Origin of the sequence: Cedecea neteri NBRC 105707 = ATCC 33855, assembly GCF_001571265.1 — a bacterium.
GTDB classification, from domain to species: Bacteria; Pseudomonadota; Gammaproteobacteria; order Enterobacterales; family Enterobacteriaceae; genus Cedecea; species Cedecea neteri.
Window position 1 is genome coordinate 79440 of the sequence record NZ_BCTL01000011.1, and the last position, 14094, is coordinate 93533.

A 14094-nucleotide genomic window follows, 5' to 3' on the forward strand; every position below is an offset into this window, starting at 1 on the left:
CGTGATTATTCCACCAACAGTAATTTGTAGAGCGGTTGGTTTTGGTCCACCAGGTCGGCCAGCGTGTGCTTGTCCAGTTCCTGAAGGAAACTTTGCACCGCCTCAGCCAAAGCCTGTTTGAGTCGGCAGGCAGGGGTGATATGACAAAACTCACTGCTACAGTTCACCAATGAGAGCGGCTCCAGCTCGCGCACCACGTCACCAATACGGATCGTTTCCGCAGGCTTACCAAGACGAATGCCGCCATTTTTTCCTCGCACGGCCATGACATAGCCCGCGCGGCTGAGTTGATTGATGATTTTCACCATGTGATTACGGGACACACCGTACACCTCTGTGACTTCAGAGATATTGGTCATTCTCCCTTCAGGAAGAGAAGCCATATAAATCAAAGCACGTAAACCGTAATCAGTAAAACTCGTTAACTGCACATCAACCTCATGGGTGGGAGGGGAAACGCTTTGCGCAAGGCAAGTTGTACCTTAAAGCAGGTACATATTGATGATAAACCAGCCATATGGTTGCCAGCTAATTTATTTGATTGGAATGATGAATAAAGCGGCGGGAAGAAAGCAATACGGGGTGTGATACCACACCCCGCAACATCATTATGCGTCGAACGGATCGCGCAGAATCATGGTTTCAGTACGGTCTGGGCCGGTTGAGATGATATCAATCGGCACGCCGGTCACTTCTTCAATGCGTTTGATGTAGTTCAGCGCTGCCTGCGGCAGACCGCTGCGCTCTTTCACGCCGAAAGTGGTTTCAGACCAGCCAGGCATCACTTCATAGATCGGCTCGATACCTTCCCAGTCATCCGCTGCCATTGGGGTGGTGGTCACTTCGCGACCATCCGGCATACGGTAGCCTACGCAGATTTTCACTTCCTTCAGGCCGTCCAGGACGTCCAGCTTGGTCAGGCAGAAGCCGGACAAGGAGTTAATCTGCACGGCACGACGCACGGCAACCGCATCCAACCAGCCGGTACGACGACGGCGACCGGTGGTAGCGCCGAATTCGTTACCCTGTTTGCACAGGAATTCGCCGATGTCATCAAACAGTTCAGTTGGGAACGGACCAGCACCCACGCGAGTGGAATAAGCTTTGATAATACCCAGAACGTAATCCACATAGCGCGGACCGATGCCGGAGCCGGTCGCAACGCCACCCGCGGTGGTGTTAGAGGAGGTTACGTACGGATAGGTACCGTGGTCGATGTCCAGCAGCGTCCCCTGAGCACCTTCAAACATGATGAAGTCGCCGCGTTTACGCGCCTGGTCCAGCAGGTCAGAGACATCAACAACCATACTGGTCAGGATGTCGGCAACCGCCATCGCATCGTCCAGTACTTTCTGGTAGTCAACAGCTTCAACTTTGTAGAAGTTCACCAGCTGGAAGTTATGGTATTCCATCACTTCTTTCAGTTTGTCTGCAAAGGTGGCTTTATCGAACAGGTCGCCAACGCGCAGGCCACGACGGGCTACTTTGTCTTCGTATGCAGGACCGATGCCACGACCGGTAGTGCCGATAGCTTTCGCGCCGCGAGCTTTTTCACGCGCAACGTCCAGCGCAACGTGGTAGTCAAGGATCAGCGGGCAAGCTTCAGACAGCAGCAGACGCTCACGTACTGGAATACCGCGGTCTTCCAGACCTTTCATCTCTTTCATCAGCGCAGCTGGAGACAGCACAACGCCGTTACCGATGATGCTGGTGACGTTTTCGCGAAGAATACCTGATGGAATAAGATGAAGAACGGTTTTTTCACCGTTAATTACGAGAGTGTGACCTGCGTTGTGACCGCCTTGGTAGCGCACAACATATTTAGCCCGTTCAGTCAGAAGATCGACGATCTTTCCTTTACCTTCGTCACCCCATTGGGTGCCCAGTACGACGACGTTGTTACCCATTTTTCAAAATCACCGTTTGCTTAAAAATGGATTCTACCATCGGTTTCCCAGATGAACAGCCCTTTTAGTATACAAAATCAGTTTCTGCCGGATAAATTTCACTCAGCTACCAGCACGACTCAACATGTAGTAGATCACGATGCCAGCAACCACAAGACCACCGCCAAAACGACGCAACAATGTGTCCGGCAATTGCGCCATAGCCAGAATCATTCGCCGCCAGATACGTGGATAAAGCATGGGACCCAGCCCTTCGAGCACTAACACCAGGGCAAGCGCCAGCCAAATTGTAGAATTCATAATCATCCTTTACGGGCATAAAAAAAGAGCCGGTAAACCGGCTCTTTGACGTTGCTGACAAAGAGGAAAAAAGCGTGGTTTTTTCCTCTTTGTGGTTATCAGCCGAAAATCAATGAATTGATTTTCCTGTTTTTTTAACGAGCCGCCTGGTATTTGGTCTATCACCAGAGGTTTGTCATCGGTTTGAAGAGCCGGTAAACCGGCTCTTTGACGTTACTCAGCGCTTAGCGTGCGCTATTTGCTGGCGTTTTCATGTAGCGGAAGAAGTCGCTGTCCGGGCTCAGCACCATAATGTCCTGGTTAGACTGGAAGCTAGCTTCATAAGCACGCAGGCTACGGATAAAGGCGTAGAAGTCTGGATCCTGGCTAAATGCATCAGCAAACAGCTTCGCAGCTTCAGCATCACCTTCACCACGAGAGATACGCCCTTCACGCTCGGCTTCTGCCAGCGTACGAGTCACTTCGTAGTCAGCGGTGGCACGCAGCTTCTCAGCCTCTTCCTGACCCTGTGAACGGTGACGACGGGCAACCGCTTCACGCTCTGCGCGCATACGGTTGTAAATCGCCTCAGACACTTCAGCGGGCAGGTTGATCTGCTTGATACGCACGTCCACAACTTCAATACCCAGCGCCGCCATACTGTTCGGGTTAACCACCGGCACTTTGCCGTTGGTTTCTTCAGTAATACGTGCCGCTGCAGAAGCAATGGCGTCGTCCGCTGCTGGCGTAGCGACTTCATCATCCGTACCCGCAGAACCGGAGTTCAGAGCATCACGAACGTCCAGCGTCAGGCGACCACGGGAATCGGTCACGATGTCTTTCACATCCAGACGACCAATTTCAGAACGCAGACGGTCACTGAACTTACGTTTCAGCAGCACTTCCGCCTGAGACACATCACCACCGCCGGTGGCCAGGTAGTAACGGCTGAAATCGCTGATACGCCACTTGATGTAGGAGTCAACGATCAGGTCTTTCTTCTCTTTGGTCACAAAGCGATCGGCCTGGTTGTCCATCGTCTGGATACGGGCATCCAGGGTTTTCACGGTTTCAATGAACGGGATCTTGAAGTGCAGACCCGGCTCATAGACTACCGGTTTGTTTTCATCATCACGCAGGACTTTGCCGAAGCGTAATGTAATGCCGCGCTCGCCTTCATGCACCACGAACAGCGAGGTGTAGATCACGACCAGCACGATGATAATTACTGCAATGAAAGACTTACGCATCGTTATTCACTCCCTACGCGCTGGGTATCGTTGCGCAGTGCGTTAGCACGACGCTGATCCATGATATCGCCACTCGAGGAGGACGAAGAGGTGCTGGCACTGCTGCTTGAGCTGGACGCTGGCGGCAGACGCAGCAGATTGTTCGCTGCGCTGTTATCGCTCTTTGCGGCCGGCTGCTGAGCGCCACCCTTCAACATCTGATCCAACGGCAGCACCATCAGGTTGCCACCTTTATCGTTAACCAGCACTTTACGGGTGTGGCTAAGGACTTTTTCCATGGTTTCGATATACAAACGCTCGCGAGTGATTTGCGGTGCGGCTTTATATTCTGGCAGCATCTTCGCGAAACGAGCCACTTCACCCTGCGCTTCCAGGACGGTCTGTGCTTTATAAGCACGAGCTTCTTCCAGAATACGCTGAGCCTGGCCGTTTGCACGTGGCTGAACTTCGTTGCTGTAAGCTTCCGCTTCACGAATGTACTGCTGTTCGTTCTCACGAGCGGCAATCGCATCATCAAAGGCGGCCTTAACTTCTTCCGGCGGACGTGCCGTCTGGAAGTTGACGTCCAGCAGGGTGATGCCCATGTTGTAAGGCTTGATAGTTTCTTCAAGCTCACGCTGGGTATCGCTACGAATCACGGTACGACCCTCGGTCAGGATCTTATCCATGGTGTATTTACCGATAACGCCGCGCAGCGCGCTGTCGGTAGCCTGACGCAGGCTGTCATCCGCACTGGTCACGCTAAACAGGTAACGCTGTGGATCGGTAACGCGGTACTGCACGTTCATCTCAACGCGCACCACGTTTTCGTCAGAGGTCAGCATCACACCGGACGCCGCCAGTTCGCGAACCGATTCAACGTTCACTGCCTGAACGCTGTCGATAAACGTAGGTTTCCAGTTCAGACCAGGCTCAACCAGATGGCTGAATTTACCAAAGCGGGTCACAACACCGCGTTCGGCTTCTTTAATGGTATAGAACCCGGTTGCGGCCCAAATAATGACCGCGGCAGCGGCAACGATACCGACCACGCGACCACCAATAGGATTACCCGGCCCCTGCGATGCATTACCACCGCCGCTGCCACCGCTTTTCCCGCCGCCAAGGCCACCGAGTTTTTTGCTCAGCTTGCGGAAGATATCATCCAGATCAGGTGGACCCTGATCGCGCCCTCCTTTGTTACCCCCAGAGTCGCCGCCAGGCTTGCTGCTTCCCCACGGGTCGCGGTCCTGTCCGTTATTACCGGGCTGATTCCACGCCATGTTTATGCTCCATATTTGTTGTGCGGTGATATCCCCCTAGGGGGAAATAGTCTTCAGGACATTTATGAGCCGACTTGATTACGTCTAAACGATGTAATCCGCGAGTGCCGGTTCTTGTTTACAAAGGCGACGCCAGTCCACGATAGGCATACGGACTTCTAACCCTACGCAGCCGTCTTCCTCTGTCCACTCTTTTTCTATTGCCTGAAGCTGATAAAAACGGCTCCGCAAACGCCCTGCCTGAGGGGGTAAACGCAGCGTATGCTGCGCAATTTCACCAGACAAACGCTCCGTCAGAGCCTGGAAAAGCAGTGGGACACCGGCCCCGGTCTGCGCGGAAAGCCAGACGCGGATCGGCACATTCTCGTCGTTACGATCGATACGCGGCTCAAACTCATCCAGCGCATCGATTTTATTCATGACCAACAGGGTTGGGATTTCATCCGCCTCAATCTCTTCCAGTACGGTATCGACTGCTGCAATGTTTTCCTGTATCCGGAAGTCGGCCGCGTCAATCACGTGTAACAACAGCGTGGCCTGACGAGTCTCCTGCAAAGTGGCTTTAAACGCTGCTACTAAATCATGCGGCAGGTGGCGAATAAAACCGACAGTATCTGCCAACACGGTTTCGCCCACGTCGGCGACGTCAATACGGCGCAGTGTAGGATCGAGTGTGGCAAATAGCTGATCCGCGGCATAAACATCGGCCGCGGTAATTCTATTAAATAGCGTGGATTTACCGGCGTTGGTGTAACCCACCAATGAAATCGTCGGCACATCTGCTTTATTACGTGAACGCCTTCCCTGCTCGCGCTGTTTTTCTACGCGCGCCAGGCGCGAGAGAATCAGCATAATACGGTTGCGCAGCAGGCGACGGTCCGTCTCGAGCTGAGTTTCACCCGGACCACGTAAACCAATCCCGCCTTTTTGGCGTTCAAGGTGGGTCCAGCCGCGCACGAGGCGAGTAGCCAAATGGCGGAGCTGAGCCAGCTCAACCTGCAATTTACCTTCATGGGTACGTGCACGTTGGGCAAAAATATCTAAAATTAACCCGGTGCGGTCGATAACACGGCACTGACACAGGGCTTCCAGGTTACGTTCCTGGGCGGGGGATAACGCATGATCAAACAGCACAACCGACGCCCCAGTGGCTTTAACAGCCTCGGCAATCTCAACGGCTTTGCCTTCACCAACGAAATACTTTGGGTGCGGGGACTTGCGGCTACCGGTTACCACCTGCAGTGCTTCGACACCGGCTGAAGAGACCAGGGATTCAAACTCCGCCAGGTCCTCCATGTCTTTGTCTTGCGAAAAATAGATGTGAACCAGCACCGCCTGCTCACCGGCATCATAACGGTCAAACAAGCGTATAACCTCTCAAAAAGACCAGCGGGGAACGCAGCTGAACTGGTCCCCCGACCGGGAAAACAGCAAGCGACCTTATTCGGTTTCTTCGCTGTCTTGTTGCGTCGCAGAACCAGCCTGCGCGCTGCCGCCGTGATGGTAGCCGCCAGAACCGCCGGTGCCGGTGTTATTGCTATGATGAGAAACCGGACGAGACGGAACAACGGTAGAAATCGCGTGCTTATAGACCATCTGGCTGACCGTGTTTTTCAACAGGATCACGAACTGATCGAAAGACTCAATTTGCCCTTGCAGCTTAATACCATTCACCAAATAAATAGAAACTGGAACACGTTCACGACGCAGTGCGTTCAAGAACGGATCTTGTAAAGATTGCCCCTTAGCCATTCTATCTTTTCCTTATATGTTTGTTGTTTGTCACTCAAGAGCGATTAGCTCTGAAAAACTGCGTAAAAATTTGCGCACGCTGACGATTCAATTGTACACATTCACCCATGCTTCGCACTAACAACCTGTAGCACTTCGCTGTATGCCTGCTCCGGCTTTTCACTGTCTAACCAGTGGACACCTTCCCAGCCACGCAGCCAGGTCATCTGGCGCTTAGCCAACTGACGCGTCGCGCAAATACCTCGATAAACCATCTCATCATGTGAAGTTTCACCCGCCAAATAAGACCACATCTGGCGGTAACCCACGCAACGGATGGAAGGCATCTCCGTATGCAAATCTCCGCGAGCAAAAAGCGCCCGCACTTCTGCTTCAAAACCTGAAGCCAACATCTGATGAAAACGCTGCTCAATTCGCTGATGGAGCAGTTCACGGCTCGCCGGGGCGATGGCGAACTGATGCACATGATACGGCAGAGCTTCTCCTGACGTTTGCGTCAGTTCCGTTAAAGTTTTACCCGAAATGAAAAAAACTTCCAGTGCCCGGGAAAGCCTTTGCGGATCATTTGGATGAATCCGGGCAGCGGCAACCGGATCGATTTCTTCCAGTTGACGATGCAGCGCATTCCATCCTTGCTCTGCCGCCTGTTGCTCTATCTTTGCCCTGACTTCCGGATCCGCCGACGGGAGCGGCGAAAGTCCTTCAAGCAGCGCTTTAAAATAGAGCATGGTCCCACCGACCAGCAGCGGGATACGCCCGGCGGCGGTAATTTCAGCCATCTCGGCCAGCGCATCACGGCGAAAATCTGCCGCAGAGTACGCCTGAGCCGGGTCAAGCAGGTCCAGTAACCTGTGCGGTGCCAAGGCTTGCTCTTGTTCCGTTGGCTTAGCGGTACCGACATCCATCCCACGATAGATGAGGGCCGAATCCACGCTTATCAACTCTACCGGCAAAGTTTTACGCAAATTAATAGCAAGTGCCGTCTTGCCTGAGGCCGTTGGCCCCATTATAAAAATTGCCTGTGGCCTTTTTTTATCTTCAGTCATCTTTCAGGGCGTTCATCGCCGATTGTAAATCAACAGGTTGTAGCAAACCGCCGGGCGGGGATTTCACCAACTGCGGGCAAAGACGTTCTACGTCTGCCAGTAGGGTAATCGCCTGAGCCTGGCTCCACTGTTCGTGATCGCTTGCCAAATGACGGGCAATCCACAAAGCCAGCTGGCTCGCCGAAACATCGGCCTGTTGCGCCAAGTATCCTGGCAGTTCGTGAATCAAGATTTGTAAATTTTGTTTCCGTAAAGGTAAAGGTACCGTGCGAATTGTTATCTGCCGGGCATCCGTATCGAATTCGATACCCATTTCTTTCAAAAGCGCCTGATATTTAACCAATACGTCATGTTCTTCGCGACTGACTTTCAGCCGCAGCGGAATCAGCAGCGGCTGAGCTCGCAGACCTTCACTTCCCGGTGCCAGTTGAGCCTGTTTTAGCCACCGTTCGGCAACGACCAGCGAAAGCAGAGAAAGTTTTCCCTGTCGCTCCAGCAAAGCTTTATCGGGCGGCAATACCGTTAATACCCGACCAAAGCTTTGCGAGTGGCCTTCAAGCGCTGCCGGCTCTTCAGCACGGGCTGCAGGTTCTACTTCTGGAGTATCCAACAGCTGGCGATACAGCGCGCCTTGCTGCTTCTGGTAGCCCGGTGCGGCATGAGGCCAAAGCGGCGTTCCTCCCGTCTCACCGGAGCGGCCGCCGCCGGAAGGCGATGGCGAAGCCTGCCGTGGCGCAGCCTCACGAGGCTCACGCGCGACGGCAGGCGTGGCAAACTGGTTACGCCCGGCGGCGACACGGTTTTCCGGCTGCCAGCGTTCCACTGGCGTCTCCGCCGTTTCCTCCAGCGCCAGCGCGTTTTTGCCTTGCTGCTGAAGTACGCTAATCACGCCCTGATAGATAAAGTCATGTACCAGACGTGACTGATGAAAGCGAACCTCATGCTTCGCCGGGTGGACGTTAACGTCCACCTGATGCGGGTCGATCTCCAGATACAGTACAAAGGCCGGCTGCTGATCCACGCCCAGCTTGTCTTCACAGGCCTGGCGAATCGCATGGTTAATTAAGCGGTCGCGCATCATGCGTCCGTTAACGTAACAATACTGGATCTCAGCTAATGCAGAAGTGGTAGCAGAAGGTTCAGCGACCCAGCCACGTAGCGTTAAATCGCCGTGCTGCCACTCAATGGCAAGCGCCTGTTCAAGAAACGGCGTACCGCAAATCGCCCCCAGACGGCGCTCGCGCGGAGCACCTTCCTGCACGGCACGGTACTGGCGGATCATTTTGCCGTTGTGATTGAGCGTAATAGAAACGTCGAAGCGCGCCAGCGCGATACGGCGAACCACTTCATCAATATGATTAAATTCAGTTTTTTCGGTGCGCATGAACTTACGGCGCGCTGGCGTGTTGTAAAACAGATCGAGAACTTCAAGCGTCGTCCCGACAGGATGCGCGGCTGGTTTGACCGTAACATCCTGATCGCGCCCTTCAGCATAGGCCTGCCAGGCTTCGTTTTGTTCCGCGGTACGTGAAGTCAGAGTCAGACGAGAAACTGAACTGATACTCGCCAACGCTTCACCGCGGAAGCCGAGGCTGATAATAGCCTCAAGATCGTCGAGAGAAGCGATTTTACTGGTGGCATGGCGAGCCAGCGCCAGCGCCAGCTCCTCTTGCTTGATGCCGCAGCCGTTATCACGAATACGGATAAGCTTCGCGCCGCCGCGTTCGATATCGATATCAATCCGCGTGGCGCCGGCATCAAGGCTGTTCTCAACCAGTTCCTTCACTACCGACGCAGGACGCTCTACAACCTCGCCAGCGGCGATCTGGTTCGCAAGCTGCGGCGGCAGAACCTGAATCGGCATGTTATCTCCTTAATTAGTCACAGCGACCTGCTGCGGCGAACCCAGTTGGGTACGGGCAGTTTGCTCATTCGATGGAGCTGACTGTAGCGGGTGCTCGCGGAAATAGTTACGCAGCCCCTCATAAATGGCCTGGGCAATTTGCTGCTGGTAAGAGTCGCTGCCAAGCAAACGCTCTTCAGAACTGTTGCTGATGAAGCCCGTTTCAACCAGCAGTGAAGGGATATCCGGTGAACGCAGCACGCCCAGGCTCGCGTGTTCCGGGCGGCGCTTATGCAAAGAACCTACGCGCTGGAGCTGCGCCAGCACTTTAGTCGCCACATCATACCCGACGCGCTGGGAATGGCCGAACTGCAAATCCAGCACGGCCTGGCTTAGGTAGGGATCGGCCTGACTGTTTGCCAACACGTCTCCCGCACCGCCCAGCAGCTCAGACTGCTTCTCATGTTGCTCCAGCCAGCCCGCCATTTCACTGTTCGCACGGCGGTTAGAAAGCACCCAGACGGATGCGCCAGTGGCATCGCGATTCGGCGCGGCATCTGCATGAATGGACACCAGCAGGTTCGCATTCTGCTTACGCGCCACGTCAGAACGCCCCATTACCGAGATAAAATAATCGCCATCGCGGGTCAGCACGCCACGGAACATCGGGTCATCGTTTAACAGGGCTTTCAGCTTCCGAGCGATAGAAATAGTGACGTTCTTTTCCTGAGTTCCACCAGGACCAATCGCGCCGGGGTCCTGACCGCCGTGACCGGCATCAATGGCGACCACAACGGTATCCGTCGGGCCGCTGTTTTTCGCGCGAGCCGCCGGGCGAGTCACGGTATTAGAACCTATCACACCGGTGACCTGCTGAGGTTTAAACGGATTACGAGCCGGGTCGGGAGCCTGGACAGGCGCAGCGGGGTCAGCGCGTTTGGTTACAACCGGCGGTGGTGGAGGTACGTCAGCGTTAATCGTAAAGATGACGGTATAATTGGCCCCGTTTTGCTGCTTCACGGCGCGGGTTTTGCCGGGCTGGGTTAAATCAACGACCAGCCGTAAAGATTGATCATCTTTTGGCTGCCCGGAGCTGATGCTTTTCACCAGATTATTGCCGCTAAACTGCAGCGGCAGCCCGCGAATCACGCCGGTTTGTTTGATATCCAGCGCAACGCTTCGCCTATTATCCTGTGAAAAAGTGTATTCCGGGTCGCCCATAAAACTAAAGGTGATACGCGCCTGATTCTCACCGTTAGAAACCTGAATATCCGACAGCGCCGCCGCCCCAGCCTGTGCGCAGCACAGCAGCAGGAACCCGGCCATCAACCAACCTTTCACGCGATAGATCATCCCGTCATCCTTGCTATTTGGCTAACCGCGCCAGTAACGCTTCACCAGATGAGGAAACGGCGGCAATTCGCGCTTCGCGACCTTGCGCCTCGTAGCTCAGGTGAATTTCGACATCCGGGTCCGGGAGCACACCTGTCCCCTGCTGTGGCCATTCCACCAGGCAAATTGCGTCGTTGGTGAAATAGTCACGAATCCCCATAAACTCAAGCTCTTCCGGGTCAGCCAGGCGATACAAGTCAAAGTGATAAACCATCAGGTTATCAAGCTGATACGGCTCAACTAATGTATACGTTGGGCTTTTAACGTTGCCCTTGTGCCCCAGCGCCTGTAAAAAGCCGCGGCTAAAGGTGGTTTTGCCCGCGCCGAGGTCACCATAAAGGTAAATCACCGTCGCGCCCTCACAGGCCTGTGCCAGGCGCTCGCCCAGCGCTAACGTTGCCGCTTCTTCAGGTAATGCAATAACTCGATTCATCATGGCTTCAGGTATTCAAATCCGGGTTAACAAACAGGTAAAGCGTTGAAAGCAGGTCGCTCGCCAGCATACCGCGCGTGCCTCGCTGACGGGCTAAAACATCAGCCGCCGCGCCGTGAGCCACGCAGCCTGCACAGGCAGCATCATAAGGGGTAAGCTTCTGTGCCAGCAATGCGGCAATGATCCCCGACAGCACGTCCCCCATTCCACCGCTTCCCATCCCGGCGTTGCCAACGTCGATAATGCCCAGCCGATCGTGGCTGGCAACCAGCGTGCCGGCACCTTTTAAGACCACGGTTCCACCATAACGTTTAACCAAACGCCTGGCTGCAAGTAAGCGGTCACTCTCAATTTGTGACACAGCGCAATTAAGCAGCCTTGCCGCTTCGCCGGGATGAGGCGTAATCACGCGATTCTGACGTTTATCCGGGTTGATTGCCAGAAGGTTAAGCGCGTCCGCGTCCCAAAGCATCGGTTTGCGGCTGTTTTCGACTTTCTGCAGCGCCTTCTTGCCCCATTCCTGCTGCCCTAGCCCGGGCCCGATCGCCACCACATCCGCCCATTCCAGGGCATCATCAAGCGATTGCGGCGTCAGCTCATGAACCATCAGCTCAGGGCAAGCGGTAAGCAACGGGGCAACGTTTTCCGCACGGGTCAGTACGCGAACGAGACCAGCCCCGGCACGCAAGGCCGCCTCACCGGCCATGCGAATCGCACCCGCCGTACCGCTGTCGCCGCCAATCAGCATCAGCCGCCCGTTATCCCCTTTATGCGACGTCGGCCGCCTCGGTTCAATCCACCCGGCAAGCTGCTGGACGTCAAACCTGGAAATAGGCGCCTCCTGCACAGCTAACCAGGGCTCAAGCCCTAACGAGGCAAAATGCAGCCTGCCCACAACATCTCGAGCCTTGCCCGTTAGCAACCCCGGCTTGAGCGCGATAAAAGTCACCGTATCCTCCGCCTGAACCACCGAACCGGGCACGGCACCGGTTTCGGCTAGCAGCCCGGAGGGAACATCCAGCGCCACGACCGGGGCAGGATACTCATTCATCTGACTGACAAGCTGCGAGAGGTTTTCGCGCGGAGCGCTATTTAAACCAATTCCCAGCAAGGCATCGACAATCAAATCAACGTCTGCGGGCCAGACTTTATCGGGATCGTGCGGAACGCCACCTGCATCAAGCCATGCCTCGCGGGCCTGACTCGCCTCTTCGGGTAAGGACTTATCGCTTTCGACAGCCAGCAACGTCACCTGAAGGCCAGCGGCCTGAGCCAGGCGAGCAACAACATAACCGTCACCACCGTTATTCCCATACCCACAGGCGATTAGCCAATGGTGAGCCTGCGGATAACGCGTGCGGGCAATCTGAAATGCTGCCTCACCGGCGCGCAGCATAAGCTCATAAAGCGTGATGCCGAGGCTGTCGGCTGCGTCCCTTTCGGCTTTACGCAACCAGTCCGCCGGCCAGACCGAATGTGGTATACTTTTGCCGTACTTTTCCAGGTTATGGTCCGTCATGTCACAGCCCCTCGATTACAATCAGTTAGCGCAAAACATTAAACAATGGGGCAAAGATCTCGGCTTCCAGCAGGTCGGTATTACCGACACCGATCTCACCGCCAGCGAGCCACAACTTCAGGAATGGCTGGACAAGCAATATCACGGCGAAATGGACTGGATGGCCCGGCACGGCATGATGCGCGCGCGCCCACACGAACTGGTACCCGGTACGCTCAGGGTCATCAGCGTCCGCATGAACTACCTTCCAACCAACGCCGCCTTCGCCTCAACGCTGAAAAACCCGCAGTTGGGCTACGTTAGCCGTTACGCGCTGGGCCGTGATTACCATAAAGTTTTGCGTAACCGCTTAAAAAAACTGGGGGAAATGATTCAGGCCCACTGCTCCACGCTGAATTTTAGACCTTTTGTCGACTCAGCGCCGCTTCTTGAACGCCCGCTGGCCGAAAAAGCCGGGCTCGGCTGGACAGGTAAGCACTCACTTATCCTCAATCGCGAGGCAGGCTCGTTCTTCTTTCTCGGAGAACTGCTGGTCGATATTCCGCTGCCGATTGACTCCCCCGTTGAGGAGGGCTGCGGCCGCTGCGTAGCCTGCATGACAATTTGCCCGACCAACGCCATCGTCGAACCCTACACGGTGGACGCCAGGCGCTGTATTTCCTATCTGACCATAGAACTTGAAGGCGCAATCCCGGAAGAATTCAGGCCGCTAATCGGCAACCGTATTTACGGCTGCGATGACTGCCAGCTTATCTGCCCGTGGAACCGCTACTCGCAGCTTAGCGAAGAAGATGACTTTAGCCCGCGTAAGGCACTCCATTCTCCGCCTTTGACCGAGTTATTTGCCTGGAGTGAGCAGTATTTCTTGCGAGTGACCGAAGGCTCAGCGATCCGCCGTATTGGCCATCTCCGCTGGCTACGTAATATCGCCGTTGCGCTGGGCAATGCGCCCTGGGATGAAGCTAACCTGACCGTGCTTGAACAAAGAAAAGGTGAGCACCCACTTCTGGACGAACACATTGAATGGGCGATTGCGCAACAATTAGCCAGACGAAGCGAGCAAGCCGTAGAGGTTCAGTTACCGAAGAAACAACGCCTGGTGAGGGTGATTGAGAAAGGGCTTCCGCGCGACGCATGATATGTCCACAGCGTGTGCATAACATTCAAAAACACGTTGTCATTCAAGTGTCAAAATTTCTGCAAGCATTACATTAATATTTCGACATTAAATTAACTTATTAATTATCAATAAGTTAAAATATTGATGTAATAAATATTACATTTGTAGAAGGCGTATGAAAAGGCAGAGGTCTGTGGATAAGTCTGTTTATAGTTATATTGCAAGACAGCAAAATACCACCCGCAACGCTTGCTGAGCGCTGTGGATAATTTATGCTTGAAAGGAAAATTT

Annotated in this window: 13 protein-coding genes; 1 reads left to right on the forward strand and 12 read right to left on the reverse strand. The window is 54.4% G+C overall.

Features of this window, described 5'->3' with window-relative positions:
• Positions 1 to 5: 5 nt before the first annotated feature.
• From nsrR to nnr, 12 genes are all read right to left on the reverse strand, one after another.
• Positions 6 to 431: a nitric oxide-sensing transcriptional repressor NsrR gene (gene nsrR / locus CNE01S_RS06550; protein WP_008460383.1), complete on the reverse strand. Its 426-nt coding sequence runs from the start codon at positions 429 to 431 to the stop codon at positions 6 to 8.
• Positions 432 to 608: 177 nt separating this feature from the next.
• Positions 609 to 1907: an adenylosuccinate synthase gene (locus CNE01S_RS06555; protein WP_039299806.1), complete on the reverse strand. Its 1299-nt coding sequence runs from the start codon at positions 1905 to 1907 to the stop codon at positions 609 to 611.
• A 102-nt stretch (positions 1908 to 2009) separates the two neighbouring features.
• The gene (locus tag CNE01S_RS06560; RefSeq protein WP_061274470.1) at positions 2010 to 2207 is read right to left on the reverse strand and encodes a DUF2065 domain-containing protein; all 198 of its coding nucleotides are present in this window, start codon (positions 2205 to 2207) and stop codon (positions 2010 to 2012) included.
• Between the two features lie 224 nt (positions 2208 to 2431).
• Entirely contained in the window at positions 2432 to 3436 is a 1005-nt protein-coding gene (gene hflC, locus CNE01S_RS06565) for a protease modulator HflC (RefSeq protein ID WP_061274472.1), read from the reverse strand.
• Positions 3437 to 3438: 2 nt separating this feature from the next.
• The gene (gene hflK / locus CNE01S_RS06570) at positions 3439 to 4698 is read right to left on the reverse strand and encodes an FtsH protease activity modulator HflK (RefSeq protein ID WP_008453604.1); all 1260 of its coding nucleotides are present in this window, start codon (positions 4696 to 4698) and stop codon (positions 3439 to 3441) included.
• 84 nt (positions 4699 to 4782) lie between these two features.
• Positions 4783 to 6063: a ribosome rescue GTPase HflX gene (hflX, locus tag CNE01S_RS06575; RefSeq protein ID WP_061274474.1), complete on the reverse strand. Its 1281-nt coding sequence runs from the start codon at positions 6061 to 6063 to the stop codon at positions 4783 to 4785.
• A gap of 75 nt (positions 6064 to 6138) precedes the next feature.
• The gene (gene hfq, locus CNE01S_RS06580; RefSeq protein WP_038476214.1) at positions 6139 to 6450 is read right to left on the reverse strand and encodes an RNA chaperone Hfq; all 312 of its coding nucleotides are present in this window, start codon (positions 6448 to 6450) and stop codon (positions 6139 to 6141) included.
• Positions 6451 to 6551: 101 nt separating this feature from the next.
• A complete protein-coding gene (gene miaA / locus CNE01S_RS06585) occupies positions 6552 to 7496 on the reverse strand; it encodes a tRNA (adenosine(37)-N6)-dimethylallyltransferase MiaA (protein ID WP_061274476.1) in 945 nt (314 codons plus the stop codon).
• Entirely contained in the window at positions 7489 to 9360 is a 1872-nt protein-coding gene (mutL, locus tag CNE01S_RS06590) for a DNA mismatch repair endonuclease MutL (protein WP_061274478.1), read from the reverse strand. The genes miaA and mutL overlap by 8 nt, the downstream gene beginning before the upstream one ends.
• Before the next feature lie 9 nt (positions 9361 to 9369).
• Positions 9370 to 10692: an N-acetylmuramoyl-L-alanine amidase AmiB gene (gene amiB, locus CNE01S_RS06595; protein WP_061274480.1), complete on the reverse strand. Its 1323-nt coding sequence runs from the start codon at positions 10690 to 10692 to the stop codon at positions 9370 to 9372.
• A gap of 13 nt (positions 10693 to 10705) precedes the next feature.
• A complete protein-coding gene (gene tsaE, locus CNE01S_RS06600) occupies positions 10706 to 11167 on the reverse strand; it encodes a tRNA (adenosine(37)-N6)-threonylcarbamoyltransferase complex ATPase subunit type 1 TsaE (protein WP_008453617.1) in 462 nt (153 codons plus the stop codon).
• A gap of 4 nt (positions 11168 to 11171) precedes the next feature.
• On the reverse strand, positions 11172 to 12683 hold the full coding sequence (nnr, locus tag CNE01S_RS06605; protein WP_061274483.1) for a bifunctional ADP-dependent NAD(P)H-hydrate dehydratase/NAD(P)H-hydrate epimerase: 1512 nt from the start codon (positions 12681 to 12683) through the stop codon (positions 11172 to 11174).
• Between nnr and queG the strand changes: the two genes are divergently transcribed.
• Complete coding sequence (gene queG, locus CNE01S_RS06610; RefSeq protein ID WP_061274485.1) at positions 12682 to 13821, forward strand: tRNA epoxyqueuosine(34) reductase QueG; 1140 nt, start codon at positions 12682 to 12684, stop codon at positions 13819 to 13821. The two genes, nnr and queG, sit on opposite strands and share 2 nt — an antisense overlap.
• The last annotated feature ends 273 nt before the right edge of the window (positions 13822 to 14094 follow it).